This window comes from Mesorhizobium sp. M1143 (assembly GCF_040318435.1).
Taxonomy (GTDB): Bacteria; Pseudomonadota; Alphaproteobacteria; order Rhizobiales; family Rhizobiaceae; genus Mesorhizobium.
In genome coordinates this window covers 1-26,215 of the sequence record NZ_JAMYMJ010000018.1, presented here as the reverse complement: position 1 = coordinate 26,215, position 26,215 = coordinate 1, and the positions used below count along the sequence as shown (strand labels likewise).

Sequence of the window (26,215 nt, the reverse complement as noted above, 5' to 3'; positions counted from 1 at the left end):
TCAGGAGCCTCCAAGCCAGAATGTGTCCAGCAAATAGACACCGAAATAGGAGGTCGGGTCGTAGCCGTAGAGTGCTTTGTCAGGCAGGTTGCGCAGCCGCGACGATACCAGAATTGGCTGAAGTGTTTCGTTCACCGTACCGATAGAGAACACCTGATCGGTGTAGATCGACAGCATCGAGTTCCAGATTTCGGCGCGCTCGCTGGATTGGGTCGATCCGTTCCAGCGCTTGAGCAAAGCCATCAACTCGACCACTTCAGGAACATCGGGCGCCTCACCCATCTTGCCATGCGACAGATAGTAAGCGCCCCAGAGCGGCCATTGCAGCTGGTCGTCGATGGTGGGGGCCAGCTGGTATGGATTCATGTCGGCGGTCGGCACGCCATTGTCGATGCCCGACGACATCGACATCAGGATCTGGCCGCCAAGCGCACGGCTGCGGAAGATGTCGCGCTGCGAAGTCCGGATGAACAAAGCGATGCCGATCTTGCGCCAGTGATCGGTGATGAGTTCGAGCGCATCGGTTTCCAGCGTGCTTTCGCCGGCCGTTTCCACGATGATCTGCGCCGGGCGTCCATCGGGAAGTAGCCGCAGGCCGTCATCGTCACGGGCCTGAAGCCCGACCTCGTCAAGCAGTGCATTGGCCTGGTCGGGATCGTGGGCGACCCAGGCTTTCGCGAATTCCGGCCGGTAGAGCGGGCTCTCCGGCAAGACCGTATCGGCGCTTTCCTGCGCCAATCCGTAGAAGACGGCCATGTTGATCTCGCGCCGGTCCACAGCGAGCGAAAGGGCGCGGCGCACGCGCACGTCACGCAAAAGGCCACGCCACACCGGGTCGGCACAATTCAGATTGGGCATGAGCGCCAGCCGCGAACCCTGTGTGCGTTTCCACAGATGCATCTTCACCGGGTAGCGCTTCTCCGCGTCCTTCAGGAAGGAGTAATCGCTGAAGTCGATTCCCATGCATTGCAGGTCGCTCTCGCCCGCACCGGTCTTGGCGGAGATGATCGCCGACGAGCTGACATTCATGATGATCCGGTCGACATAGGGCAGTTGCCGGCCGTTCTCGTCTGTTCGATGAAAGAACGGGTTGCGCTCGAAGATGAACTGGTCGGCCGGCGGCTTGGTCCGGTTCTGCCAGGGGTCGAGCGTCGGCAGATCCGGGTTCTCCGGGCGATACTGCCGCGACATGCGGATATGCAGGAGCGTCCATTTCGCGGTCCGGTTCTCCTTCATCAGGCCGGCGAGCCGGAATGGATCCTGATATTTCTTGTGGAACTGCTTGAGATAGGCGGCCGGCAACACAAGCGGTGTCGGCGAAGCAGCGGCAAGCTTGGGCAGGAAGTCGGGATTGGGCGCGTCCCAACTGTAGCGGACCGTCAACGGATCGACGATCTCGAAACGTGGCGGCTTGCCGTCCGCCAGCAGGGCAGGGGCGAGCCCCCCTTGCGAAAGCTCATCGTTCAGCCAGACATCTTCCCAGCAATAACGAAAATCCTCCGGCGTCAGCAGGCTGCCGTCTGACCATTTATGGCCTTCACGAATCTTGAACGTGAAGACGCGATCGTCCTTTACGTCGAAACTTTCGAGAATGTCGGCTTGAAAGTTAAGCTTCTCGTCATAGCCGACCAGCCGGGAATACCCGTAGATCGTCATCATCCGGATATCTTTCTGGCTGCCGATGATCGTACGCAGCGTGCCGCCATACTGGCCGGGCTGCCGGCCCATCGCCGCGAGGTTCAACGCGCGCGGGCTCTTGGGCAGGCGCTCCGCGAGCGGCGGCAGAGCCCTGGCTTTCAGCTGCGGCTGAAGAAAATCCGGCTCCAGATCGCCGGCGCGCGCCGTGCCCGGCAGAAATGCCGAAGCCATGAGACCAAGGACAATGCGGCGGCTGATCAATGGCGTAACTCGCTGACATCGGCCGAACGTCGGGCCAGCACGAGATGGCCGCCGCCGAGATCGAGCGGCGACAGCATATCCTCTTCGCCCTCGTCGCGGAATTGCGGGCCCCATGCGCTGGTGTCGGAAGCGCCGCCGAGCTTCAGCGTCTTGAAATCCATGGGCCGGTCGAGATCGGGGAAAGGGACTGCGGCGAGCAGCGAGCGCGTGTAGGGGTGGATCGGTTTCCTGAGCAGAATTTCGCGCGGTGCAAGCTCGACGATACGCCCGCCGCACATCACCGCGATGCGGTCCGCCATGTAGTCCACCACCGCCAGATTGTGGGATATGAACAGGTATGTCAGGCCCAGTTCCTTCTGCAGGTCCTTCAGAAGGTTCAGGATCTGCGCCTGCACGGAGACATCGAGCGCCGAAACCGGCTCGTCGCAGATCAGCAGTTCAGGCCCCAGCGCCAAGGCGCGCGCAATGCCGATACGCTGACGCTGCCCGCCGGAGAAGCTGTGGGGATAACGCTGGATGAAGCGCGGATCGAGCCCGATTGCCTGCATCAGGCTCTTGACTGTGGCTAGCCGGGACGCGGCATTGCCACGTTGATGGATTTCCAGCGGCTCGCTCAAGATGTTTTCCACGGTCATGCGAGGCGAAAGCGACGAGACCGGATCCTGGAAAACCATCTGGAGTTTCGCCCGCAGCAAGCGCAGGGCGTCTCCCTCGGCTTCCAGGACGTCGATCGGTCCGTCGCGGCCGTTGAAGATCACGGAGCCGCCGGTAGGGGTGACGGCCCGCATCAGGATCTTGCTGACGGTGGTTTTGCCGCAGCCGCTTTCGCCAACCAGGCCCAGGCACTCACCTCGCCTGATGTCGAAGCTGACGCCGTCCACGGCGCGAACAGAGGTCTGATGGCTCCCGCTGAACCATCCGGAGTTGCGGATGGTGTAGACCTTTTTCAGATCCCTGACCGACAGCAGAATGTCGTCCGGCCCCTTCGCTTCCGGCGCCGTCTGCTTGCCCAGCAGGGTCCCGACATTCACCGGCACCTCGCGGAGCGCCTTCAGCCTTTCGCCAGGCTTCAGGTCGAAATGCGGGACGGCTGCCATGAGGCCCTTCAGGTAAGGGTGGCCTGGCCGGCGGAATATTGCCTCCACAGGGCCCGCTTCCATGATCTCGCCATGGTACATGACCACCACCTCGTCGGCGACATTGGCAACCACCCCGAGGTCGTGCGTGATCAGCAGCATTGCCATGTTGAGCTTGGTCTGAAGCCCGCGCAGCAATTGCAGGATTTGCGCCTGGATGGTGACGTCCAACGCCGTCGTCGGCTCATCGGCGATCAACAGAGCGGGCCGGCAGATAAGCGCCATGGCGATCATGGCGCGTTGCCGCAATCCTCCCGAAAGTTCGAACGGATACATGTCGTAGGCGCGCTTGGGATTGGGGAACCCGACGAGGCCGAGCATTTCCTCGGTCCGTGCCTTGCGCTCCGTCCGATCCATGTGCGTATGAATCTGCAGGGATTCGCTGACCTGGTTGCCGATCGTGTGCAGCGGCGACAGCGATGTCATCGGCTCCTGAAAGATCTTGCCGATGCGGCTGCCTCTCAACGCCCGGATTTCGGGTCCGTCGCGCGGCATCTGCAGGATATCCTGCGTCGTGCCGGGCTTTTTGGGATCGGAAAACAGGATACGGCCGCGAACATGGGCCGTGTTCGGCAAGATGCCCATCACGGCCTGGCTGAGAACCGATTTTCCGGAACCGGACTCACCGACAAGTGCGGTGACCTTGCCGGGCAGGACGCGAAGATTTGCCCGCCTGACGGCATGCAACGGTCCCCCGACAATGGCAAAAGAGATGCCAACATCCTCGATCCGCAGCAGATCAACGCCTGCATCCATTCCCACACCAGCCCCAATCTGGCGCCTCCCGACCGGCCCCAAAAAAGCAAGACTAGCGCATTGTCAGCGCAGAGCAACTTGGATTCGAAACGAATTCCCCGGCGACCGGCGGCCGGACAGCATACCAGGGCGTCCAGATCGGATGGTGGTGACTACTGGAGCTTCCTCCGGTCGCCCGCCGACAGCCGCGCGGCATCGCGATGAAGCAGCATGACCTGCTCGGCGTCCGATATCCGATCGTGAAACGGCTGCAGCGCAGCGTCTTCATCGAGTGCGAGAGCACCCGACAGATCGGGTGAAAGCACCGTCAGCTTCTGCTTGCTGCCCGCCAGTTCCTCCTCGCCGAGCGTCAGCCAACTGTTGGCCCCGCAATAGCCGGCGAAGTCCTTGCTGGCGAGAACGCTGTGCGGATATTTCTTGGTCAGGGTCTGGAGACGCTGGACCTCGTTTACAGCCGAGCCGAAGACCGAGAATGTGAGTCGGTCGGTAAGCCCGACATTGCCGAACATCACATTGCCGACATGCAGGCCGATACCAAATTTTATGTCGCCCAGTCCTTGCTCTTTTCTGCGCAGATTGAGCTCCATCATGCGCATGCTGGCCTTGTGCGCAGCCGCAAGAGCAGCCTGGCAGGCGATCTCTGACTGCGCGCGGTGCCTTTCGCAGGGGTAGACGGCAATGAATCCATCCCCCAGGAAACTCATGATCTGCCCGCCTTTGCGATTGAATGGTGCTGCGATGGCATCGAAAAACTGGTTCAGCGTATCGATATAGACTTCGCGGCCGGAGGTTTCGGCGAGCCTTGTCGACCCGCGCATATCGCCCATCACCAGCGCGGCCCGGATTGTGTCGCCCTCGCCGCGCTTGATCTGGCCGTCCAGCACGCGCCTGCCGGCGTCACCGCCGAGATACGTGGTCATCATGTTGTCGGCAAGCTTGGTGAGCACCGCCATCTTGCTTGCTATGGCGAGATGGTTCTGGATCCGCAGCAGCGCCGAAATCATGCTGTCGCTGAAGCCTGAAGCACTGTCGGTGGACCAGGACCCCAACATGCCCTGACTTGTATCGCCGTTGAAGGGATGGACGAAAGCCATGTAATCGGTGACGCCCATAAGCCTGAGCTCATCGAAAACAGGAAACTCCGACCGCACCGACGGGTCGAGCCGGCGCCGCAGATGGTCGAGCTTGTTGCTGAGCAGATGGTAGTATGGGCTGGTTAGGAATCTGTCGGAATGGACGCCGTTCTCACTCCGGAAGCCTTCCACTTCCAGGCCTTGGCCGCGAATCCAGGTGAAACCGAGCGCGTCATAAAGCGGATGCAGCATCGAAAAGCTCAAATGCACCCGCTTCAGCGGCAGGCCGGCAGCAGCCAGCCGTTCACAAAAACCCTTGACCAATGTTTCCAGGTCGTCGCCCGCCAGCGCCGATTGGGTCAGCCAATCGGCAACCTTATCCATGAGAATGTTGGAAATTTCTGCTTGCGCTGTGCTCATGCTATCTCGAAACCCGTCGAAGACGAGCCATCTCCTTTGATCCGCAAAATTCTCGAAGTCAATGAAGCCGGCTTCGGGGGCAGAAGCCGGCGAAGAATATCCCGAATGACTGTCCTTGCAGGAAGCAAGCAGACGTCGACCGCACAAATCACCTGCAACACTATGTGGCGAGGCTGCCGGCGAAGTGCAATCCCGATCCTGACATCGCGCAAATAATTGGTCGGCTCAGGCACCGTTGGGCTCGCCGGGTCCCAAGAACCATGGCCGCGGCGCATTGCGGAAAATCGATTCCCCAAGCCGTCATCAGACCGGCGCCTTCGCCTTCAGGCTTGCGGCAGCCATTGCATAGCCGCCGGCGGCGCCATCGATGAAGTGAACATGATCGCGCTGCAGCGGCGAGATGACGAGGCATGTCATCAAGGCCGACTTCTGGCGGTGCAGGCCATAGTTGCAGATGCCGGCCTCTTCCGCTTTTTTCAGCCGGTTCTCGATCCGCTGCAACACATCCGCGTCGACGTCGATGGTCATCTTCAAGCCGTCGTCGAACTTGCGGAAATCCGAATTGCTGGCCACCTCGCGCTTGTAGACCTTCGGATCGAAACCGCCGATCGTCCAGCCCAATTTGTCGGTGACGGCCGTAAGCGTCATCAGGAAGATCACCCACAGCTTGGCCAGCCACCGCCGCCCCGGCGGCGCCGTGGCCCGTGCCTCGACATCGAGACCGGCGGGCAAGAGACTGTAGGCCGGACCGTCCACCGGCACCGGGTGGCCATCGCGCTCCTGCCTGCCGGCAAGGGTGATGATGTCGGAAGCCAGAAACTGGAAACCACGCAAGTCGCGCGATGCCCCGGGCACGGCTATGATCGAGACAATTTCGCCATGCCGGGCTTCGATCGGGTTCCAGCGGCAGGAGAGGCCGGTCAGATCCGGCCGCGCGCCGGCCGGGGCGGGGTCGACGCGGTAGCGCCCGGCTTTCATTTCGGCTTCCGCCCAACTGCCGCCGCCGCCGGCGAACATGGCATAGAAGGCTGCTTCAGAGGCCTGGAACCTCGCCACGCGAACGTCGAGGCCTTGCGCTCTTATGTCCTTTATCGGCACGATTGCGGCACGCAAGGTCAGGTCCAGTTCGTCCGCCACCCATCTCTGGACAGAAGCCAGCGCGTTACGGGCGATCTCCAGCGCCGAGCCGGGAAACGCCACGAGCGCGCCGTCGCCGCCGAAGACGAAGGGAAGATCTTGCCGGCCCAGTGCATTGAGCAGCGCCGAAATGACGCTGGCGCCGGCCATATTGACGGTTTTGTAGCGCCCGGCTTCGATCGCCTTGGTCGAGCCGACGATGTCGGCGGTGGCCAGCGCCCAGCCATCGGGGAGAGGCCGATAGTTGTCGATATCGGCAACGCTTTCGAACTTTGCGAAGACCGGCAAAGAAGCGACGAACGGGTCGGACGCGACAGCTGTTTCCATAAGCATCAGATAGCACATTCCAACGCTTGAAGGTGAAGTCGATCATGCCTCGAAATTGACTTGGGCAGGCTTTGCGATGATAGGATCGCGCGATGCGAATTGCCTTCTACGCCCCGCTGAAGTCGCCCAATCATCCCGTTGTCTCCGGCGACCGCCAGATGGCACGGATGCTGGTCCAGGCGCTGCAGCATGGCGGGCATAGCGTCGAACTGGCATCGGAGTTGCGCTTCTATCTACGCCAGCCGGAACCGAAAAGTTTCGATGCGCTCATGATCGAGGCCCGGGACGAAGCCGCGCGACTGACAAGGCTTTGGGACCGCGACGGCAAGCCCGATCTCTGGTTCTCCTATCATCCCTACTACAAGGCGCCCGACCTGATCGGGCCCGAGCTGGCGTTGGCCTTTGCCGTCCCCTATGTGACGGCCGAAGCCTCCTATTCCGAACGGCGCAACGCCGGTTCGTGGGCCGATAGCCAGGCATTGGTGGCGCGAGCCATAGAGCAGGCGGCGCTGAACATCTGCTTCACGCAAAGGGATCGCCAGGGGCTGGCGGATGCTGTTCCCCACGCCGCTCTCGGTATGCTTTCACCCTTCATCGACACATCGGCATTCTACGAAATGCCGGTACTGGATTATCCGACGCGCCTCGTGACCGTCGCCATGATGCGCCCGGGCGACAAGGTCTTGAGCTATCGCATGCTGGCGCAGGCGCTCGGGTTGATCGGCCACCTCCCCTGGACGCTGTCGGTCGTCGGGGACGGACCTGCCCGTGACGAGGTAAAGGCGCAATTCGCCGGCTTGCCCGCCGACCGTATCGAATGGCTTGGCGCGATTGAGCCGGTCGCCGTGCCGGATGTCCTCTATCGCGGGGGAATCTACGTCTGGCCGGGTTACGGCGAGGCCTATGGCATTGCCTATCTTGAAGCACAGGCCGCCGGCCTTCCGGTGGTGGCTCAGGACGTTGCCGGCGTGCCGGAGGTCGTGCGGCATGGCCAGACCGGGTTTCTCACCCCGCCAGGCGATGTAGCGGCGTTCGCTTCCGCAATTGCAAGGCTTCTGGCCAACAATGACGAAAGAACCATCATGGCTGCAGAGGCCAGACGTTTCGTTCTCGAAGAACGCTCTCTCGGTGCTGCAAAGGCCCGTCTGGCGGAACTTCTCAAGATGATCCCGTTGTCATGACATCCGACCCGATTTGGCAGCCCCTGGTGGACGAGCTGGCGCACCGGCAACGGGCGGGCCGCAAGGCAGAGTTCTGGCTGCGCGACGATGACGCCGTGGATCCTACGCCGGCGCTCGATCGGTTGCTCGACCTCACCGGTGACTTCGCGGTTCCGGTCACTCTGGCCGTCATTCCGGCCCAGACCGACGGGAAGCTTGTCGTCCGGCTTGACGCCGCGCCGCATGCCACGGTCGCCATTCATGGCTGGGCGCACCGAAATCATGCGCCCGAGGGTCAAAAAAAGCAGGAGCTCGGCGCGCATCGGCCACGCGAGGTGGTGCTGGATGAGCTGGCCGGCGGGCTGTCGCGTGTAACCGGCCTGCACGGCGCACGTGCGGTTCCGATGCTGGTGCCGCCCTGGAACCGGATCGACGCCGGCCTGGTACCCGACCTCGGATCGATAGGATTTGCGGCATTGTCGGTGTTCGGGCCGCCAAGGCCGGCTTCCTTGGCGGTCATCAACAGCAATGTCGACATCATGGATTGGCATGGCACGCGCGGCTGCCGCGATCATGGTCTGTTGGTTCAGGCCATCGTCGCGCAATTGCAGCGTGCATTCGACGGCGGCGAACCGGTCGGCCTGCTCACCCACCATCTCGTCCATGATGAATCGGCATGGCTTTTCCTCGAACGGCTGTTCACGATCACCGCGCGGACCGAAGCCTGCGCATGGCTTCCGATCAGCACATTGACCGAACGCAGCGCCGGAAAATAGCTCAGCGCTTTTTGTGCAAGACTGGAAATGTGAGCGTCTGGCCATCCCGCGCCGCAAAAGCGCCGGCAAACCTGTCCTTGGCCAGTTTCTCCATCTCGTCCAGCTCATCGTCGGTGCGTGCCGGATCGTGGTGAAACAGCGCAAGCCCGCGCGCGCCGGCCGCCTCGCAGAGCTTGACGCCCTGTTGCCATGTCGAGTGCCCGTTGCCGCGGTAGCGCTCCATTTCCTCCTCGGTGTAGGTGCAGTCGTAAATGACGAGGTCGGCATCTCTGATCAGGCCGAGCACCGCCTGGTCGAGTTTGCCCGGCTCGTGCTCGGTGTCTGTGATGACCGCCACGACGCGGCCCCCCCATTCGACCCGGTAGCCGATGCAGCCGCCCGGATGGGTAAGACTACCGGTTCGTACAACAACTCCTTCGCGTGGCCGAAGCAGGTCTCCGGATGCGAAATCGCGGCAGTCGAGGCTCGCCTTGCAGACACCGAGTGTCACCGGAAACCATGGCGGCCGAATGAATTCATCGACCATCTGCCGCGTCGTCATGCGTCCAGCGAGATGCCCGGACCAAAGCGTAACTTTGATGCCTCGTTCATAAATAGGCTTGAAAGCCGGCAGCCCGATGATGTGATCGTAATGGCAATGGGTAAAAAACAGGTCGAAATCGGTGACGCCCGACGCTCGAAGCGTCCTGCCGGCAGGCCGCAGGCCGGAGCCCGCGTCGAACAGAAGCGTATGATTGCCGCATTGCATCTCGATGCAGATCGTGTTGCCGCCATAGCGAGCAAATTCTGGCCCCGACACCGCAATGCTGCCGCGCACGCCCCAAAACCTGACAAGGAAGAAATCGTCGTCCATGCACCCTTTCGCCCATCGTAGCCAACCAACTGCTGCCAGAGTCGTTCCAGGAAAGGTGTGACACGGTTCCGGAAACTGCATCCAAACAAAGAAACAGAGCGGCTCGCCGCTTCAGTGCAACTGTGAATCGCTCTCGGCCGTTCGTGCGTCGATCAGGTCCGCGGTCGTACTGCTTAGCCTATCGGCAAGAACCCGCAATATCTCGATGGTCATTTCGGGAAACTCCTTCATAAGCCTCAGGAAATGGTCCTTGCGGATTCTCAAGGCCTCCAGCTCACTTGCCGCTTTGACGGTGGCAGTACGGGAGCTGTTGCACAATATGGCAATCTCGCCAACGATCGAATTTGGCAGCAATTCGGCAACTTTGATCGGCCCATTGTCGGAATCGACCAGAATATCCGCGCTGCCAGAAAGGATGACATAGGCGGCGTCTGCCTCGTCGCCCTGCCGGAAAAGAATCTGGCCGGCACTGTAGTTCACGCGATCGGACGTGAACGCGAGCAGCTTGAGCTTTGTCGGCTCGATGCCAGAGAACAAGGGAACGCGTTGCAGCATTCCAACTTCATCCTTGAGCAGCATTGTCGCAAACCTTCCTGAATTCGCGTTTGCCAGACTATGACACAAGTTCCTTGAAGATACCGTTTCCCGCCAAGAGTGTCTCGTGTGTTCCGTCTTCCACCAATTGGCCTGAGTCAAAGACCACAACCCGGTCGAACATCGTCGCCATTGCCGGATTCGTCACCACCCACACAATTGCCGGCGAATGGCCGTCGCGTCTGGCTTCGTCGAGCACATTCCGCAACACTTTGTCCTGCACGCGCTGGTCGAGCGCCGACAGCGGCCGATTGAGAATGAGGAAATCGGGACGCTTGAGCAAGGCGCGGGCAACATCGAGCTTCTGTCGCTGTCCGCCGGTCAGCCGCCTGCCGGCGGCGCCGACGTTGAAGTCCAGGCCGACATCCAGAAGCTCGGCATAAAGCCCCAGTTCGTCAAGAATATCATAGACGATGGAGCGAATGCGGTCCGGCGCGTCGGGATGGTTGTTGCCGACACGCCCGAACAGGACGTTGTCCATGACGGTGGCCGCGGCGATGTATTTGGCAGGGTCAAACCGTTCGACAGCTTTCTCCAGCTCGGCCGGCAGGTTTTCATAGAACTGGTTGCGTGCAGCGATGATCTTGCTCATCAGCTCGTCGGTCAAGAGGCCGAAGCGATGCCGGGGCTCGATATAGGCAAAGCTCAACGTGACCATCATGGCGCGGTCGTTCTCCGAAACCGCATCGTAGGGGCGATTCTTGAGCCGTTGCAGCAAGGTTTCGTAGGCGGGTATCTCCTCGGCGCTCATGAAGGCGAGCTGCTGGAAGAACTGGTGTTCGGGCGGCAGGTCGGCAAACAGCTCGATCGCCTGTTCGGCGATCTCCATGCCCATTTCGTAGAGCGTGCGGTCGAGGCCGGCTTGCTTCAGCACGGAAGCAAAATAGGGATTGGACGCCAGTGCCTTGTGAGCCAGTTCGGGGCCGGCCGCAGCGCCGAAGAGCAGGTTCTGGCCGATCGTCGCTTCCTTGTTGTAGGCGCCCGGTTCAAAAGGAACCACCAGCGCGCTCAGGCCTTCTTCCTCCAACCGGGTTCGCAGCGCCGCACGCAATTCGACGATCCGCCCGGCAAGCTTCGTGTGGCGCTTGAGGTCGGCCGAAGAGCGCAAGCCTAGATCCAGAATGTCGCGCGACAGAAGAACCGCGTCGAGCACCCGGCGCACGGCTTCGAAGAGGTCGTGCGGGCCGGTGGCGCCGGCGGAGGCATAGTTGATCCAATCGCTGCGGATATCGAGATCCGGATTGCCCGACCGGCGCGCCTCGTCGATATTCCAACGGTGCTGGTCCGCCGCGGCGCCGTCATATGTCACCGATGTCAGCGGCGCATGCTTCAACCCGTAGAGCAAATTGTCGCGCAGGCTTGCCTGGAACAGGAAAACATCCGACGAAGCGTAGGACATGCGCCGGCCGGTCACGGCTTCGGGGAGATCGAGCAAGTCATCGGAGCCCGAAACGATCCTTCCGCTGTCCGGCCAGGTCAGCCGCGCAAAGGCTTCCGCAAGCGCCTCCGCTCCCCCTGTTGCGGTGCTGACCAGCGCCACCGTCTCACCCGGCTTGACCTCGAGCGAGATGCGATTGAGGAGCATTGCGCCGCCATCGTCTGCTATCGACAGGCTGACCGCCGACAGCGGCTTGGTCATCGGATCGGGATCGTCGACCGTCAGTGCTCCGATTTCCGGCGCGATGATATTCTCGACGGTGAACTGTTCGACGACCTGCTGATATTTGACCTGGACATCCTGCCGGTCCTGATCCCAGTCGATCAGTTCCTTCATCGGTCCGGGCAAGTCCTTGTAAGCGCCGATCACGGCCACGAGCTGGCCGACATCCAACCGCCCCTGGATGACCAGATAGCCACCGATCATGTAAAACAGAAAGGGCGTGAGCTGCGCGAGAAAATTGTTGAGGAACTTTACCATGAATTTCCATTGGTAAAGATCGAAGCGGATTTTGAAGATGAGCCCGAGCCGGGCTGCTATGTCGGCGCGCTCGTAGTTCGACGTATCGTGGACGTGAACCGCGCCGATGCCGTCGACGATTTCGCCAACCCGGCCTGAAAGCGCGCGCGCCGTCAACTGCCGCTGGCGCCCGAGCACGAGCAGCCGCCGCCGCATTCGCGGGATAAGCACGATCTGGATCGCCACGATCACGACCGCTATCATTCCGAGCCAGACGTTCTGGACCATGATGAACAGCATGGCCGTCAGCGCCTGGCCGCCGAGCAGCACCGGCTGCAGGAAGGCATCGCCAATGAAGCCGCCCAGCGGCTCCACCTCGTCCTTCACCATGGTCGCCACTTCGGCGGATTTCACCCGCTTGAAGTAAACCGGCGGAAACCGCAGCACACGATCGACCAGATCGAAACGAATACGCCGCAGCATGCGTTCGCCGAGCCGGCCCTTGTAAGTGTTGATGTAGAGCTTGAACAAGCCGTTGATGACGACCAGCAAGAGGAACACAAGGCTGAGCGCAAGCAGGGTCGAGGTGCGGTCCAGTTGAAAACCGGAGAAGAACTGGACCTCGCCGATGAACGGCAGGTTATAGTGCAACCGCATGAATGGCAGGGTCGCGCCCGGTTGCTCGAACCCCTTGCCCTGGATCGGGCCGTTGACGATCAGCTTCGGCAGGTCGAACGACATGAAATACGGGACCATCGAAAGCACGACGATCATCAATATCCAGAGCTGCTGCTTCCTGGTGTGCGTCCAGATATAGCGGGCTAGGCTGGTTTCCATATGCGATTGTCAGTTTGAAGGATGCGGAATGTAAAGGCACCTGCTGGCAAATGGTGTATCGGCCATGTCTTCGCCGCCAACGACGAGCTCAAAGCGGCAGCTGCGCGCCAGGCGGATGGGCGCCGATGGTCCGGACAAATTCAATCGGCCTCCTCCGGGCAATGGCGAAACGGCTTGCGGCACAGTCGCGTCCGCAAGTCGAACAGGCAAGAGGCAAGATTGCGTTGTGTCGCCGGAAATCCCAACATAGAAGACGAATATGATGGATGTCACGCAACCACGCAATGCCGGCATGGGTGGGCATGAGCAAGCCCTGGACCTCACGCGGGGAATTGCCGCCTACGTCGACCACCCTCTCGTGGCCGGGCTGGCGCGCGTCATCGCCAAGCATCCGCAGGCCGATATCGCCAATGCCTTCAACCACAAGCAGGTCGCCTGCAAGATGTGGGCGCTCGACAGGCTGTTCGAAAGCGACGGCGGCCGGTTCGAACGCATATGGGTTCTGGGTGGATGGTACGGCGTATTGCCGGCGATGCTTTTCAACGACGCCCGCTTCGACATCGCGGCGATCGACAGCATCGACATCGATCCCGAAGTCGGCGCGGTCGCCCGGACACTCAACCGGCAAGCCGGCGAGCGGTTTCAAGCGCTGACGGCAGATATGTACACACTCGACTATGCCGCCGGCGGGCCTGACCTGGTGGTCAATACGAGCTGCGAACACATAGCCGATCTCAGCGCCTGGCTTGCCCTGCTTCCGCGGGGTACGAACGTGCTGCTGCAGTCGAACGATTATTTCAGCGAGCCGACGCACATCAACTGCGTGGCGTCACTTGCGGCCTTCGAAGCCATGGCGGCGCTGCGGCAGATCAGGTTCTCCGGCGAATTGCCGACAAAAAATTATACACGCTTCATGCTGATCGGAACTGTTTGAAGCGCTCGCGCAGGATTTGCGCCGAGCGCCGCGCCCCTTCCAGATCGAGGCGATGCGCGGCTGGCGGCGGTCCCGCAAGCGCCTGCTCGATCGCTTGCGCCAGACCTTCAGGCGTCAGGTCCTGTTCCGTCAGCACCGTTGCAAGACCGAGCTCTTCAAGCATCAGGGCGCGACGCGTCTGCTCGGTTTCCCCGCCGGCTGCAAATGGAACGAGCAGCGAGCGACACCCCGCGCGCATGACATCGCAGACCGTGTTGTAACCCGCCTGCGAGACCGACAGGCGGGCGCCGGTCAGCAGGCTGGCGAAATCCTCGCGGAACCGGAAGATGGACAGGCGTGGGGAGGCATCGCGTGCAATCGCGTCAAACTCGTCCTTCGGCAGGTTTGGGCCGGTGATCAAACACCATGTCCAGGCGTTATCGGCACTTCGCGCCGCCGCGACGGTGGATCTGACAAGGCTCTTTCCGGCCGCCCCGCCGCCAACCGACACCAGAACGTCGAAGCGCTCTGAGGCCGCTTGCGCCGGCGGCGCGGCAACGAGCCCTGTGTAGGCGACCTCGGCCCTGATCGCCCCAGCCAGCGGAAATGTCTTGTCGATGGTTGCGAAAGCCGGATCGCCATGGACCATGACAAGATCGAAATGCCTGTTGACGATATCGACCGTTTCTTCGTTTCGGCTCGGCTTCACGCGCTCCTGAAGGATGTCGCGGACGGACGCCGCCAGCAGCGGTCTGGGCGATGTCGCTTCGATGGCCTCGATCAGTGGCAAGAGTTCGAAACGCATCTGCCGGCGTCCAAAGGGAAACGCCTCGATAATGACGATGTCGGGCCTGTAATCCCGGAAAGCCTGCAGCAGCATCTCCGAGCGCCGCGTCTTGAAATCATCGTCGATGGCTTTGCCCTGCAGGTCGACAAGTCCGGAAAATCCTTCGTCACCGGAGGTGACAGGCGGCAGGGTCACGGATTTTACACCCGATCCCGGAAATCCCGCGATCGGCGCTCCGCCGGTCACGACGGTGACGTCGAACCCGTCATCGACCAGAGCCGCCGCAATGCGGCTGGCGCGCGCGAGATGGCCGATGCCGAGCAGGTGCTGAACATAGAAGAAAGCGCGCAGCCGCTTCATTCGGCGGCCCGCCACTCCCGCTCGAACAGTTCCTTGAGCTGTCCAATGCCTGCCACATGGTCGAAATTGCTTCGCACGCGCCGCTCCGCGGCGTCGCCGAGGCGGGCGCGCAGGACGGGATCGCGGATCAGGCGCTCCAGCGCCTGTGCCAGGGCAGTCGGGTTTTCCGAGGGAATCAGCAGCCCGGTTTCATCCGACGATAAAAGCTCCGGCACGCCGGAAATATCGGTCGACACGCAGGCAAGCCGCTGGCTGGCCGCCTCCACCAGAACATTCGGCAGGCCGTCCCGGTCGCCATCCGCGGTGATCCTGCAGGCCAAAGCGAAGATGTCGGCGCTGCGGTAGTGCTCAAGCACCTCCTCCTGCGCCAGCGCGCCTTTCCAGGAGACGCGCCCCTCCAGTCCGAGCCTTTGCGCCAGCGCCTTCAGCCGTTTCAGTTCCTCGCCGCCACCGATATGCTCGAAACACCACGCCAGATCGCCAGGCAAGAGGGCAAGAGCCTCCAGCAACGTATCATAGCCTTTCTTTTCAACGGCGCGTCCGACACTCAGGATGATGACAGGTTCGGCCGGCGCCGAGCCGTCACGCTGTTTTCGCGCCTCGCCGAAACTGCCGAAGCGGTCAAGGTCGAGCCCATGATAGCTCAGATGCACGGACGAACTGCCGTTGGCGAGTTTTTTCAGATGGTCGAAGCCGGTTTTCGTGCACGTGACCGTCCAGCGCGCCGAGGAAAGCTTGCCGGCCAGATCCCAGTCCGCCGACGTCCAGATGTCCTTGGCATGGGCTGAGCAGCTCCAGGGCAAGCCACGAAGCTGGCTGGCATAGCGCGTCACCGATGCCGGCGTGTGCGCGAAATGGGCATGCAGCCATCCGGCATCTTGCGGCCATTCGGCCGCCAGCACCAGCGCTTGCCCGAAGCGCCGCGCGCGATTGCGGGTAAAGTCGCGGCGGATATCGGCAGCGAGCGATTTGAGCGCGCGCCAGAAGCCAGGCCGCGGCAGACAGGCAAACAGCGACCGAAGCACGCGCAGCGGCTCTCTGTGCAGATATTCCGGCAGATAATGGACGGGGGCCTTGATCTCGTCATGCACGGGATGACGTTTTGCGTCGGTCGGCCGCCTGAGCGCGAAAAGTATCAGGTCGAACCCCGCACGCTCCAGACCGAGCAGCTCCTGCGCGATGAAGGTTTCCGACAGCCGCGGGTAGCCCTTCAGAACCACGACGATCTTGCGGTGTTGCAACTCAGTTCATGCCTTCAATGACCGAAAGGTGATGGCCGGCCCGCCGGTCGAGCAGTTCCGCGACGATTTCGGAAATATGAGGCAGCCCTTCCAGCGTCAGATGCGCATTGCTCTGCGATGGGCGCGGCCGGCCCGGCAAAACCTGCAGCGCATCGGCAAACCGCTGGGCATCCTCGGCCTCCTCGGGCAAAAGCATCTCGATGAGGCCGAGTTCGGCTGCGCGCCGTGCCCGGATCAGCTGTTCCTCGCGCGGCGTGACGCGCGGCACGATCAGCGCCGGCTTGTCGAAAGACAGTATCTCGCAATAGGTGTTGTAACCGCCCATCGCCACCACCGCCTTGGCGCCGGCAATCAGCTCTTCCATCCGGTTGTCGAATTCGATGATCTTGACATAGGGGATCTTGGCCCCCTTCCGGACCAGCTTGTTGCGCTTGCGCGCCGGCATGTAGGGCCCAAGCACGATCAGCGCCCGGTGCTGCAATCGCGGATCCTGCTGATAGGCCTCGATGACGTTGTGGATCAGGTCGGCGCCGTCACCGCCGCCACCGGTGGTAACCAGGATATAGTCGCCCTCGGGCCGGTGGCCGGGCAACTGGTTCTGCTGCAGGCTCCGTTGCAGGAAACCGACGAACTTCATCTTTGCCCTGACCGCCGGCGGCACGTCCAGGCCGGTCAACGGATCGTAGAAATCCGGCGGGCCATAGACCCAGACCTTGTCGTAGAACAGGCCAATCTTACGCATCACATCCCTGCGTGCCCACTCCGCTTCGAGCAAATGCGGCGCGTCCATCACCTCGCGCAGGCCAAGCACGAGCGTGGTGCCCCGCGTCTTGAGGTAGGACAGCGTATCCTCGATCTCACCGCGCAGCCCCAGCGGTTCCTTGTCAACGATGAAGATATCCGGCCGGAAGCTCTCGGCCGTGTGGCGGATAATCGACTGCCGCATCCTTAGCGTCTCGTGCAGATCGATGTCCTTTTCCAGCGAGGTGTATTCGCCGTTGCGCAGCTTGATGACGCTGGGAATCTTCACGAAGTCGACGCGGGCGCGGTAGTCGAAGGCGCCGGCGATGGTGGCGCCCGAAATGATTAGCACCTGAAGTCCGCGGAAATCCCCGACCAGCGAATGAGCGATCGTTCGGCAACGCTGCAAATGGCCGAGCCCGAACGTGTCGTGGCTGTACATGAGAATTCGTGCGTCTTTTGCGTGCTGTGTCATTGTGAACGTCTTTTAGAATTCTCGCCGGACCGTGGGCAACCCCGCAGGCTTCGAAACCATTCTCGCGGGTCTATCGACCTGTTTTGAAACATGGGGGCGAGAGGTACGCAACGGCATTCTTCACCTGGTCACGAATGCCAGGGGGCGCTGATTGTGGCGCCATGCCTTGTCTTCGCCGACGATAGACGGCCCGAGCACAAATCTCTGTCATGAGGCTTGACCCCGTGGAATTAAATGCCCTGCGGCCTGAGGCAGGCAAAGCGCACATTGCGAAAAATCAAGGGCGACCAAGGCGAAACGAGGCTGCCGCACATTGTGAGGAGAACCCGCACCTTGGGAAAATGCTTCATAATCCATCGAAACACAACGGCCGCCAGAGGCCGCACGTTGCGGCCTTTTATCCTGCCATCAGCCTTGGCCTGTGGCAAGCGTCCGGTCCTTGCACCGTTCAAGCTGGTGCAATCTCGCGTCATCCGGCTTGCTCCGTCATGTGGAGGATAGCTGCGGCCCCAATGAGATTCGTCAGCCAGGCGACCCATTCGCCAGATCCGTCACAAAGCTTTGCGTGAACACGCCGGCCGGAAGGACGGCTACGCCAACCTTGCCCTTGTCGTCCTCGGCGTTGCCAGCAGCAGACTTGTCTCGCTGCCGGTTATCCCCGGGATGAGCCGTATCCGCCTAAGCACCGCGTCGAAATCGGTGAGCGACGCCGTTCCGAGTTCGACCACCAGGTCCCAGCGGCCATTGGTGGTGTGAATGGTCGAAACCTCGGCGAGGCCGCCGAGCGCCCGGACCACGCGGTCGGCGGCATGGCCCTCGATCTCGATCATCATCACGCCGCGTATCCGCTGGTCGACCGCGTCGGCGCGCAGCACCACCGTGTAGCCGATGATCTCACCCGTTTTTTCCAGCCGCTCCATGCGCGCCCTGACCGTGGCGCGCGACACCCCGAGATCGACCGCGAGATCGGAGATGCTGCGCCGGGCATCATGCCTGAGCAGCGTGACCAGCCTTTCATCGAGCAAGTCCATGATTCCATCCACTTTGACCAAACTGACTTATCGGAATGATAAATCATTCTTCTCGAAATGCCAATTTCGCCTGTTCATACTGCCAGGCCGAGATGGTTCATTCGACGCATCAATCGCCCAATCAATTTACAAGGACAACAAGAACCATGCGCTGCAGGATCGTTGGCGCGCCGGTGCAGGACGGCGCCGGCAGGATGGGATGCGAGATGGGGCCGAGCGCGCTGCGCACGGCCGGGCTTGTCTCGGTGTTGTCGGAACTCGGCCACGAGGTCGAGGACTGGGGCGCGGTGCAACCGGCCGCCGTGCGCGCAATCGTCCATGGCAATCTCGCGCTGAAGGCCCTACCGGAGATTTCCGCCTGGACGGCGGCGATAGCCGAGACCGCCTATGCGGCTTCGCGGAACGCCATGCCGATCTTCCTTGGCGGCGACCACGCGATATCGGCCGGCACGGTGTCGGGCATAGCCCGCCGCGCCGCCGAACGCGGCCGGCCGCTCTTCGTGCTGTGGCTCGACGCACATCCCGATTTCCACACGCTCGATACCACCGTCAGCGGCAATCTGCACGGCGTGCCGCTCGCCTATGCCAGCGGCCGGCCGGGCTTCAACGGTTATTTCCCGGACCTGCCTGTCGCCGTCGACCCTGCCCACATCTGCGTCATGGGCCTGCGCAGCGTCGATCCGGCGGAGCGCCGGGCGCTGAGCGAAGCGGGGGTTACCGTGCACGACATGCGCACCATTGACGAGCACGGCGTCGCACCTTTGCTGCGCGCCTTCCTGGCCATCGTCGAAAAGGCAAACGGCCTGCTGCATGTCAGCCTCGACGTCGACTTCCTCGACCCCTCCATCGCGCCGGCCGTCGGCACCACCGTGCCCGGCGGCGCCACCTTCCGCGAGGCGCATCTGGTGATGGAGATGCTGTCCGACAGCGGCCTGGTCTCCAGCCTCGATCTGGTCGAGCTCAACCCGTTCCTCGACGAGCGCGGCCGCACCGCCACGCTGATTGTCGACCTCGCCGCCAGCCTGATGGGCCGGCGCATCATGGACCGCCCGACCCGCAGCCATTCCGGAAGCATTGCATGACCCAGCCTTCCCGCCTTGCCATCGTCCCCTTCGTCAGCGTCGACCGCATGATGAAGCTGGTGCTGACCATCGGCGTCGAGCGGTTCCTCACCGACCTCGCCGCCTATATCGAGGAGGATTTTCGCCGCTGGGAGCTGTTCGACAAGACGCCGCGCATCGCATCGCACAGCCATGACGGCGTCATCGAACTGATGCCGACCAGCGACGGCCGGCTATACGGCTTCAAATATGTCAACGGCCATCCCAAGAACATGCGCGAGGGGCGCCAGACCGTCACCGCCTTCGGCGTGCTCGCCGATGTCGGCTCCGGCTATCCGATGCTGCTCACCGAAATGACGATCCTGACGGCGCTGCGCACCGCGGCGACCTCCGCTGTCGCGGCCAAATATCTGGCGCCGAAAGGCGCGCGCTCGATGGCCATCATCGGCAACGGCGCCCAGTCCGAATTCCAGGCTGTCGCCTTCAAAGCGCTGCTCGGCATCGACCGGCTGCGGCTCTACGACATCGACCGCTCGGCTTCGGAAAAATGCGCCCGCAACCTCGCCGGCAAAGGCTTTGACATCACCATCTGCGCCACCGGCCAGGATGCTGTGGAAGGCGTCGACATCATCACCACGGTGACCGCCGACAAGCTGTCCGCCACCATTCTGACCGACAACATGGTCGGTTCCGGCGTGCACATCAACGCGGTCGGTGGCGACTGCCCCGGCAAGACGGAACTGCACCGCGACATCCTTTTGCGCTCCGACATCTTCGTCGAGTTCCCGCCGCAGACGCGCATCGAGGGCGAAATCCAGCAGCTCCACGCCGACCATCCGGTGACCGAGTTGTGGCAGGTGATGACCGGCAAGGCGGAAGGCCGCAAGACGGCCGAACAGATCACCTTGTTCGATTCCGTCGGCTTCGCCACCGAGGATTTTTCCGCGCTGCGCTATATCAGAGACCAGCTTCAGGCCACCGGCCTCTACGAGGAGCTCGACCTGCTCGCCGATCCCGACGAGCCGCGCGACCTCTTCGGCATGCTGCTCAGGGCAGCGCTGCAGCCGGCCGCCGCCTGAGGGGCTTCAGCCGCGCAACGGCGCGCAGCTCTCCCGCTGGACGAGCACAGGAGTGAGCACTTCGCGGCGCGAATGCGCCGCCGGCTCGGCAACCCGCTCGAGCAGCAGGCTGACGGCGCGGGTGCCGATCTTCTCGACCGGCTGTGCGATCGTCGTCAGCGGCGGCCAGGTGGTGACGGCATAGGGGATGTCGTCGAAGCCGATCATCGATATGTCGTCGGGGACCCGCAATCCGCGCCCGTGCAGCACCGTCAGCGCGCCCATGGCCATCAGATCGTTACAGGCAAACAGCGCCGTGATCCCAGGCGCCTGCGCCATCAGCCGCTCCATCGCAGTGCGGCCGCCGGCAAAGTGATAGTCGGAATCCACCACCGAGGCCGGCGGCAGGTCGAGGCCGGCTTCCTGCAGCGCCCTGGCGAAGCCGCGCAGGCGGGCGGGGCTGGAGCTGGAATCGCGCGGGCCGCCGATGACGCCGATCTTCTCGTGACCGAGCCCGGCCAGATAGCGACCGGCGAGATAGCCGCCATAATCGTGATCGACCAGCACGGAATCGACATTGACCGAATGGATCTCGCGGTCGATCAGCACCGCCGGGACGCCGGGCAGAAGGCTGGAGAACACCCGCGCATGATCGGACGAGCCGGCAAAGATCAGCCCGTCGATCTGCTTGGCCATCAGCACCTGGAGATAGCGCTCCTCCTTCTCGGCGCTGCCGTCGGAGTTGCACAGAATCACCGTATAGCCGGCAAGGAAGCCGGCATCCTCGATCTGGCGCGCCACGCTGGCGAAGAACGGGTTGGAATTGTCCGGCAGCAGCAGGCCGATGGTCTTGGTCTCGCCGCGCCTCAGGCTGCGCGCCAGCGTGTTCGGGCTGTAGCGCAAGGCGGCGATGGCCGAATGCACGCGCTCGGCCGTCTCAGGCTCGACATGGCGCGTGCGGTTCATCACATGCGAGACGGTTGCGACCGACACTCCGGCATGGCGCGCGACATCGGCAATCGTCGTCATTTCTTGTCCCCTAGTGCATGTCGCCCGGAGTGTCCGGCGGATCTGAGAAAATGACATCCATAAAACAAAAACCAAAAAGCGCGACGCGCTTTATCGGATCACCCTCAACAGCTTTTCCCGATAGGCTTCCAGAATGACGGCGAGCACAATGACAAGGCCTAGCACGATCGGCTTGAAATTGTCGCCGACGCCGAGCAGCTCGTAGCGACGCCGGCGACCGGGCCACCGATGTTGACGCAACAGATAGACCATGGCGACGATGCCGGCGCGTTCTCCCTTCCGCCGGAGCGCTGTATCCTTCTCAGGCTAGTGATTCCCGCAGACAGGAAACCTTCATGAACGGCCTGACGCCCATACTTTCCACCGTGACCGCCTCGTTCCTTGCCTCCTTCGTCGAAGTGGTCGAGGCCTTCACCATCGTGCTGGCGGTCGGCGTCACCCGCAGCTGGCGGCCAGCGCTGACAGGCGCGGCGCTGGCGCTGGCGGTGCTGGCGGCTCTGGTGCTGGCCTTCGGACCGCTGCTGGCGCTGATTCCCATTGCGGTGCTGCAGTTCGTCGTCGGCGTGCTCCTGGTCCTGTTTGGCATGCGCTGGTTGAGAAAGGCCATTTTGCGCAGTGTCGCCGTCATCGCCCTGCATGACGAGGACGCGGCCTTTTCAAAGGAAACCGCCGCTTTGCAGCAGCAGGCCAATGACCGCCGCGCCGATTATCTGGCCGGGCTCGCGGCCTTCAAGGCGGTGCTGCTCGAAGGTGTCGAGGTGGTGTTCATCGTCATTGCCGTCGGCGCCGCGCATGCACAGACCTTCTATGCCAGCCTTGGCGCGTTGGCGGCCTTCGTCCTGGTAACGATCATCGGCCTTGCGGTGCACAGGCCGCTGGCGCGGGTGCCGGAAAACGCGCTCAAATTCGCCGTCGGCCTGATGTTGACAAGCTTCGGCATTTTCTGGACCGGCGAAGGCCTGGGCACCGACTGGCCGGGCGCCGATCTGGCGCTGCTGGCCATCTTCGCAATCATCGCCGTCGCGTGCTTCGCCATGGTGCGCTGGTTGCGCGCCAGCTACCCCAAGGCTGAACAAGGAGTTGCTCGATGAACGTCGTCCGCCTCATTCTAAAGGAGCTCGTCGGCATGTTCATCGACGACGGCAGCCTTGCGACGCTGGCGCTGCTGTTGATCGTAGCGATTGCCGCGGCAGTGAAGCTGCTGGCGTTGCCGCCGCTTGCCGGCGGCGTCCTGCTTCTGCCCGGCTGCCTCGTCATCCTGCTCTACAGCGTGCGCCGCGCGGCACGGCGCTCCGGTCAGTAGAGGGTGAAAAACACCGGCAGCATGCCGCTGATCCGCAACTGCTCAATCGTCTCGATGGCCGGGAACAGCGCCAGGAAATAGAGCCCGTCCGTGAATGTCCGCCGCAACGCCTTTGTCGAGAACCGGCGTTCGGCTTGATCGTGAAACAGCAGCGGGTTCGGCCAGAAAGGCGGCGTGCGTTCGGCATAGACGCTGTAGGCGGGGCCGAACTTTCCAAACAGGAACTCGGCTTCCTTGCGCACCGTCACCCGGGACACCAGGTAGCTCACCAGAGCCAGCGCCGCCGCCACCAGCACCGAGCCGTACATCAACCCGACGCCCGCCGCGCCGACCGTGGAAAAGAAGTAGAGCGGGTTCCCGCTCATCGAGAACGGGCCGATGGTGACCAGCTCGTCGTTCTTCCTTCCGCCGACACAGAGAATGCTCCACAGACGGCCAAGGAAGCAGACCAGCACGAAGCCGATGCCCAGCGCCTCAATGTATTCGTGCCCGTCCGAGCCTTCGACGAGAAAGGGTTTGGTGAACAGCAACAGCATGACGGCGAGGGCTGCCGCCACTTGTATGACGAGCAGGCGCTTGTGCTGGTCGAACGCCTTCGCTGCCGGCTTGGGGGGAGCGTAGCTCATCATAGTTCCTGCACCCCGGCAGGGCTCATAGCGCCGGTGTCTCGCCACCCACTAGCGAGACGGCGGCCGACTATCTGGCCGTCAATCTTGGCTTCGGACTGACCGTCACCTCGCTGATCATGACCGGCATCCTTGTCGTCGCGCTGGCGCTGCAATTCGCGCAGAAGCGTTATGTGCCATGCCTATTGGCTGGCGGTGGTGCTGATCAGCGTCGTCGGCACCTTGATCACCGACAATCTGGTCGACAATTTGGGCGTCCGTCTGCAAACCACCACGATTGCCTTGGGCGATGTCCATACTTGGGCAAAGCCGGTATTCATCGTTCTGATCTGCATTCATGCCGGTGCGGCACTCTTCCATCATTTTATTCTGAAAGACGCCGTGCTGCGCAGGATGCTTGTCCCTGCGCGCGATCCGGTCGGATGACACTTATGGACATGTGCAACGACCACGAGCGACCAGGCGCCGGCGGATATTCTAGGAACGGACCGCCGCCGGTGCTAGCATGCCGCTCTGGCAAAGCCTCGGCAACAGACCGGAACAGAGATGCGACTTCTCCTTGTTGAGGATGACCCCAGGACCGCAGACTATGTCGTCAAGGGCCTGAGCGAAGCCGGGCATGTCTGCGATCTGCTGCGCGACGGGCATGAGGCGCTGTTTGCCGCGACACGCGACGCCTATGACGTGATCGTCGTCGACCGCATGCTGCCCGGCCTCGACGGCCTGTCGATGATCAAGGCGGTGCGGGCGGCGGGCGTGCGCACGCCGGCGATCTTTCTGACCTCGGTCGGCGGCGTCGACGACAGGGTTGAAGGGCTCGAGGCCGGCGGCGACGACTATCTCGTCAAGCCCTTCGCCTTTTCCGAACTGCTCGCCCGCATCAACGCGCTCGGCCGCCGCCCTGCGGTGCAGGAGCAGAAGACGACGCTGCGCATCGCAGACCTCGAAATGGACCTGATCCAGCGCCGCGTCACCAGGCAGGGCCAGGCGATCGACCTGCAGCCGCGCGAATTCAGCCTGCTCGAAGTGCTGATGCGCGGCGAGGGCCGCGTCATCACCCGCACCATGCTTCTGGAACAGGTCTGGGATTTTCACTTCGACCCCAGGACCAGCGTCGTCGAAACCCATATCAGCCGGCTGCGCGCCAAGATCGACAGGCCGTTCGAGGTCCAGCTGATCCACACCGTGCGCAACAACGGCTACAGCTTGCATGACTGAAGAGCGGCCGAGCTTGTTGCGCAGCACGCCGTTCCGGCTGGCGCTGACCTTTGCCTTGCTGTTCGTGCTTGCCTTCATCCTGTCCGGCGCCATCGTCTACCAGCTGATGAGCGCCGACCTTGCCGAGCGGCTGGACGAGACGATCAAGGAGACCTATTCGGTCGTCGCGGTCACCTATGCGCAAAGCGACCAGGAGGATCTGGTCCTGTCGGTCGACAGCCATGCGGCAGCCAGCCCCGAGAAGGAGCAGCTGTTTTCGCTGACCGACAGCAACGGCAATCGCCTGGCCGGCAATTTCACCGCGGCCGACCTCCCCGATGACTTTTCGGATTTTGCCGCTTCCCTGCCAGGCGTGGCGCCGGGCACTATGTACCGCGCCTGGACCGGTTCGGTCGGGCCCAACAGCCTGACAATTGCCTTTTCGCTTTCCGAAACCGAGGAGCTGGAACGCATCGTTTTGATGAACTTCGGCTGGGCCACCCTGATCATTTCGGGCCTTGGGGTGGCCGGCGGCGCCCTGCTGGCGTCGCGCGTGCAGCGCCGCCTCGACGGCATAGCCGCCACCATGGACGATGTCTCCAACGGCCGGCTCGACGCCCGCATTCCACTGCTCGGCAATGGCGACGACATTGACGGCGTCTCGCGCCAGGTCAACGCCGCGCTGGAGCGGCTGGCGGCGCTGGTGGACGGCATGCGCCAGGTCAGCGCCGACATCGCGCATGATCTGAAGACGCCGCTCAACCGGCTGCAGATGATTTTGGAAGCTGCGGCCGACAGGACCGCGCGGGGTGAGGCCGTTGCCGATGAGCTGGCGGAGGCACGTGGGGAAAGCCTGCAGATCAACGATACTTTCGATGCGCTGTTGCGTATTGCCCAGATCGAGGCCGGCGCTCGCAAGGCGCGCTTTGTCGATCTCGACCTCACCGGCGTCATCGATGCCATTGCCGAAATCTACGCCGGTGTCGCCGAGGATGACGGCAAGTCGCTGTCGGCCACGATCGTCTACGGCACCCCATGCCTGGTCCACGGCGACCGCGACCTGCTGACGCAATTGTTTGCCAATCTGGTTGAGAACGCGCTGCGGCATTGCCCCGATGGCACGGCAATCCTTCTATCGGTGCGGCGGCAAGGCGACCGCATCGTGGCTGAGGTCGCCGACAACGGCCCTGGCATCCCGGCGCAGGAGCGCGAAAAAGTGTTCCAGCGGCTCTACCGGCTGGACTCCAGGCGCACCACGCCCGGCAGCGGGCTGGGCTTGAGCCTGGTACGGGCCATCGCCGATTTGCATGGTGCAACGATTGCGCTGGAGGATTGCCAACCTGGGCTGGCGGTAATTGTCGGGTTTCCTCGGGCGCAGGGCACCGGCCTCGGCTTGAAATGACACCGCCCGAGCCAGGTCGACGCCCCCCCCCCGGCGCGACGCGCGGCCCCACCCCCACCGCACCCCGCGCGGCGGCGCCAGGGGGGAGGGTATTTAGAACAGATACCGCGGAGCCCCGGGGGAGCG

Annotated in this window: 23 protein-coding genes and 1 pseudogene; 10 read left to right on the top strand and 14 right to left on the bottom strand. The window is 62.6% G+C overall.

Annotation, left to right across the window (positions count from 1 at the left end; all coding sequences use genetic code 11):
* The 4 genes from NKH35_RS14850 to NKH35_RS14835 form a co-directional block, all read right to left on the bottom strand.
* Nucleotides 1–1,899, bottom strand: coding sequence for an ABC transporter substrate-binding protein (locus NKH35_RS14850; RefSeq protein WP_023715726.1), 1,899 nt, complete (start codon nucleotides 1,897–1,899; stop codon nucleotides 1–3).
* Entirely contained in the window at nucleotides 1,896–3,791 is a 1,896-nt protein-coding gene (locus NKH35_RS14845) for an ABC transporter ATP-binding protein (protein ID WP_023672138.1), read from the bottom strand. Before NKH35_RS14845 ends, NKH35_RS14850 begins: the two co-directional genes overlap by 4 nt.
* A gap of 152 nt (nucleotides 3,792–3,943) precedes the next feature.
* Complete coding sequence (locus NKH35_RS14840) at nucleotides 3,944–5,284, bottom strand: adenylate/guanylate cyclase domain-containing protein (RefSeq protein ID WP_023672139.1); 1,341 nt, start codon at nucleotides 5,282–5,284, stop codon at nucleotides 3,944–3,946.
* Nucleotides 5,285–5,587: 303 nt separating this feature from the next.
* Complete coding sequence (locus tag NKH35_RS14835; protein WP_352915123.1) at nucleotides 5,588–6,766, bottom strand: DUF3095 domain-containing protein; 1,179 nt, start codon at nucleotides 6,764–6,766, stop codon at nucleotides 5,588–5,590.
* Between the two features lie 74 nt (nucleotides 6,767–6,840).
* Here NKH35_RS14835 and NKH35_RS14830 point away from each other — a divergent pair, with 74 nt between their 5' ends.
* On the top strand, nucleotides 6,841–7,929 hold the full coding sequence (locus tag NKH35_RS14830; protein ID WP_023732840.1) for a glycosyltransferase family 4 protein: 1,089 nt from the start codon (nucleotides 6,841–6,843) through the stop codon (nucleotides 7,927–7,929).
* Complete coding sequence (locus tag NKH35_RS14825) at nucleotides 7,926–8,684, top strand: polysaccharide deacetylase family protein (RefSeq protein ID WP_023687625.1); 759 nt, start codon at nucleotides 7,926–7,928, stop codon at nucleotides 8,682–8,684. The genes NKH35_RS14830 and NKH35_RS14825 overlap by 4 nt, the downstream gene beginning before the upstream one ends.
* A 1-nt stretch (nucleotide 8,685) precedes the next feature.
* Here NKH35_RS14825 and NKH35_RS14820 read toward each other — a convergent pair whose 3' ends face one another.
* From NKH35_RS14820 to NKH35_RS14810, 3 genes are all read right to left on the bottom strand, one after another.
* The gene (locus NKH35_RS14820) at nucleotides 8,686–9,537 is read right to left on the bottom strand and encodes an MBL fold metallo-hydrolase (RefSeq protein WP_023687624.1); all 852 of its coding nucleotides are present in this window, start codon (nucleotides 9,535–9,537) and stop codon (nucleotides 8,686–8,688) included.
* 111 nt (nucleotides 9,538–9,648) lie between these two features.
* The gene (locus tag NKH35_RS14815; protein ID WP_023672144.1) at nucleotides 9,649–10,116 is read right to left on the bottom strand and encodes a cyclic nucleotide-binding domain-containing protein; all 468 of its coding nucleotides are present in this window, start codon (nucleotides 10,114–10,116) and stop codon (nucleotides 9,649–9,651) included.
* Between the two features lie 34 nt (nucleotides 10,117–10,150).
* Entirely contained in the window at nucleotides 10,151–12,865 is a 2,715-nt protein-coding gene (locus tag NKH35_RS14810) for an ABC transporter transmembrane domain-containing protein (RefSeq protein WP_023732839.1), read from the bottom strand.
* A 262-nt stretch (nucleotides 12,866–13,127) separates the two neighbouring features.
* Here NKH35_RS14810 and NKH35_RS14805 point away from each other — a divergent pair, with 262 nt between their 5' ends.
* Complete coding sequence (locus tag NKH35_RS14805) at nucleotides 13,128–13,799, top strand: class I SAM-dependent methyltransferase (RefSeq protein WP_081731080.1); 672 nt, start codon at nucleotides 13,128–13,130, stop codon at nucleotides 13,797–13,799.
* On the opposite strand, the gene NKH35_RS14800 is transcribed toward NKH35_RS14805, so the two are convergent.
* The 4 genes from NKH35_RS14800 to NKH35_RS14785 all read right to left on the bottom strand — a co-directional run bounded on the left by NKH35_RS14800 (nucleotide 13,777) and on the right by NKH35_RS14785 (nucleotide 18,413).
* Nucleotides 13,777–14,925 (bottom strand): glycosyltransferase family protein, encoded by a 1,149-nt coding sequence (locus tag NKH35_RS14800; protein WP_023698115.1) that lies wholly within the window; start codon nucleotides 14,923–14,925, stop codon nucleotides 13,777–13,779. The genes NKH35_RS14805 and NKH35_RS14800 overlap by 23 nt on opposite strands.
* Nucleotides 14,922–16,166, bottom strand: coding sequence for a glycosyltransferase (locus NKH35_RS14795; RefSeq protein WP_023698114.1), 1,245 nt, complete (start codon nucleotides 16,164–16,166; stop codon nucleotides 14,922–14,924). The genes NKH35_RS14800 and NKH35_RS14795 overlap by 4 nt, the downstream gene beginning before the upstream one ends.
* Nucleotide 16,167: 1 nt before the next feature.
* Nucleotides 16,168–17,382: a glycosyltransferase family protein gene (locus tag NKH35_RS14790; RefSeq protein ID WP_023752843.1), complete on the bottom strand. Its 1,215-nt coding sequence runs from the start codon at nucleotides 17,380–17,382 to the stop codon at nucleotides 16,168–16,170.
* Nucleotides 17,383–17,972: 590 nt separating this feature from the next.
* A complete protein-coding gene (locus NKH35_RS14785) occupies nucleotides 17,973–18,413 on the bottom strand; it encodes an Lrp/AsnC family transcriptional regulator (protein ID WP_023685065.1) in 441 nt (146 codons plus the stop codon).
* Nucleotides 18,414–18,559: 146 nt separating this feature from the next.
* Here NKH35_RS14785 and rocF point away from each other — a divergent pair, with 146 nt between their 5' ends.
* The gene (gene rocF / locus NKH35_RS14780; protein ID WP_023672153.1) at nucleotides 18,560–19,495 is read left to right on the top strand and encodes an arginase; all 936 of its coding nucleotides are present in this window, start codon (nucleotides 18,560–18,562) and stop codon (nucleotides 19,493–19,495) included.
* The gene (gene ocd / locus NKH35_RS14775) at nucleotides 19,492–20,553 is read left to right on the top strand and encodes an ornithine cyclodeaminase (protein WP_352826407.1); all 1,062 of its coding nucleotides are present in this window, start codon (nucleotides 19,492–19,494) and stop codon (nucleotides 20,551–20,553) included. Before rocF ends, ocd begins: the two co-directional genes overlap by 4 nt.
* A gap of 6 nt (nucleotides 20,554–20,559) precedes the next feature.
* Here the strand turns inward: ocd and NKH35_RS14770 are convergent, their stop codons facing one another.
* The gene (locus NKH35_RS14770) at nucleotides 20,560–21,561 is read right to left on the bottom strand and encodes a LacI family DNA-binding transcriptional regulator (protein WP_352915117.1); all 1,002 of its coding nucleotides are present in this window, start codon (nucleotides 21,559–21,561) and stop codon (nucleotides 20,560–20,562) included.
* Between the two features lie 90 nt (nucleotides 21,562–21,651).
* Nucleotides 21,652–21,813, bottom strand: coding sequence for a hypothetical protein (locus NKH35_RS14765; RefSeq protein ID WP_502906980.1), 162 nt, complete (start codon nucleotides 21,811–21,813; stop codon nucleotides 21,652–21,654).
* An 83-nt stretch (nucleotides 21,814–21,896) separates the two neighbouring features.
* On the opposite strand from NKH35_RS14765, the gene NKH35_RS14760 reads away from it, so the two are divergent.
* Nucleotides 21,897–22,652 (top strand): COG4280 domain-containing protein, encoded by a 756-nt coding sequence (locus tag NKH35_RS14760; RefSeq protein ID WP_352915114.1) that lies wholly within the window; start codon nucleotides 21,897–21,899, stop codon nucleotides 22,650–22,652.
* Complete coding sequence (locus tag NKH35_RS14755; protein ID WP_023672157.1) at nucleotides 22,649–22,864, top strand: hypothetical protein; 216 nt, start codon at nucleotides 22,649–22,651, stop codon at nucleotides 22,862–22,864. Before NKH35_RS14760 ends, NKH35_RS14755 begins: the two co-directional genes overlap by 4 nt.
* On the opposite strand, the gene NKH35_RS14750 is transcribed toward NKH35_RS14755, so the two are convergent.
* Nucleotides 22,858–23,490 carry a methyltransferase family protein gene (locus NKH35_RS14750; protein ID WP_352915111.1) on the bottom strand — a complete coding sequence of 211 codons (633 nt, stop codon included), beginning with the start codon at nucleotides 23,488–23,490 and terminating at the stop codon, nucleotides 22,858–22,860. The genes NKH35_RS14755 and NKH35_RS14750 overlap by 7 nt on opposite strands.
* A 56-nt stretch (nucleotides 23,491–23,546) precedes the next feature.
* On the opposite strand from NKH35_RS14750, the pseudogene NKH35_RS14745 reads away from it, so the two are divergent.
* The 3 genes and pseudogenes from NKH35_RS14745 to NKH35_RS14735 all read left to right on the top strand — a co-directional run.
* Nucleotides 23,547–23,916: pseudogene (locus NKH35_RS14745) on the top strand (hypothetical protein); the annotation flags it as partial.
* 120 nt (nucleotides 23,917–24,036) lie between these two features.
* Nucleotides 24,037–24,708, top strand: coding sequence for a winged helix-turn-helix domain-containing protein (locus tag NKH35_RS14740; RefSeq protein ID WP_352915108.1), 672 nt, complete (start codon nucleotides 24,037–24,039; stop codon nucleotides 24,706–24,708).
* Nucleotides 24,701–26,089: a HAMP domain-containing sensor histidine kinase gene (locus NKH35_RS14735; RefSeq protein WP_352915105.1), complete on the top strand. Its 1,389-nt coding sequence runs from the start codon at nucleotides 24,701–24,703 to the stop codon at nucleotides 26,087–26,089. Before NKH35_RS14740 ends, NKH35_RS14735 begins: the two co-directional genes overlap by 8 nt.
* Nucleotides 26,090–26,215 lie beyond the last annotated feature (126 nt).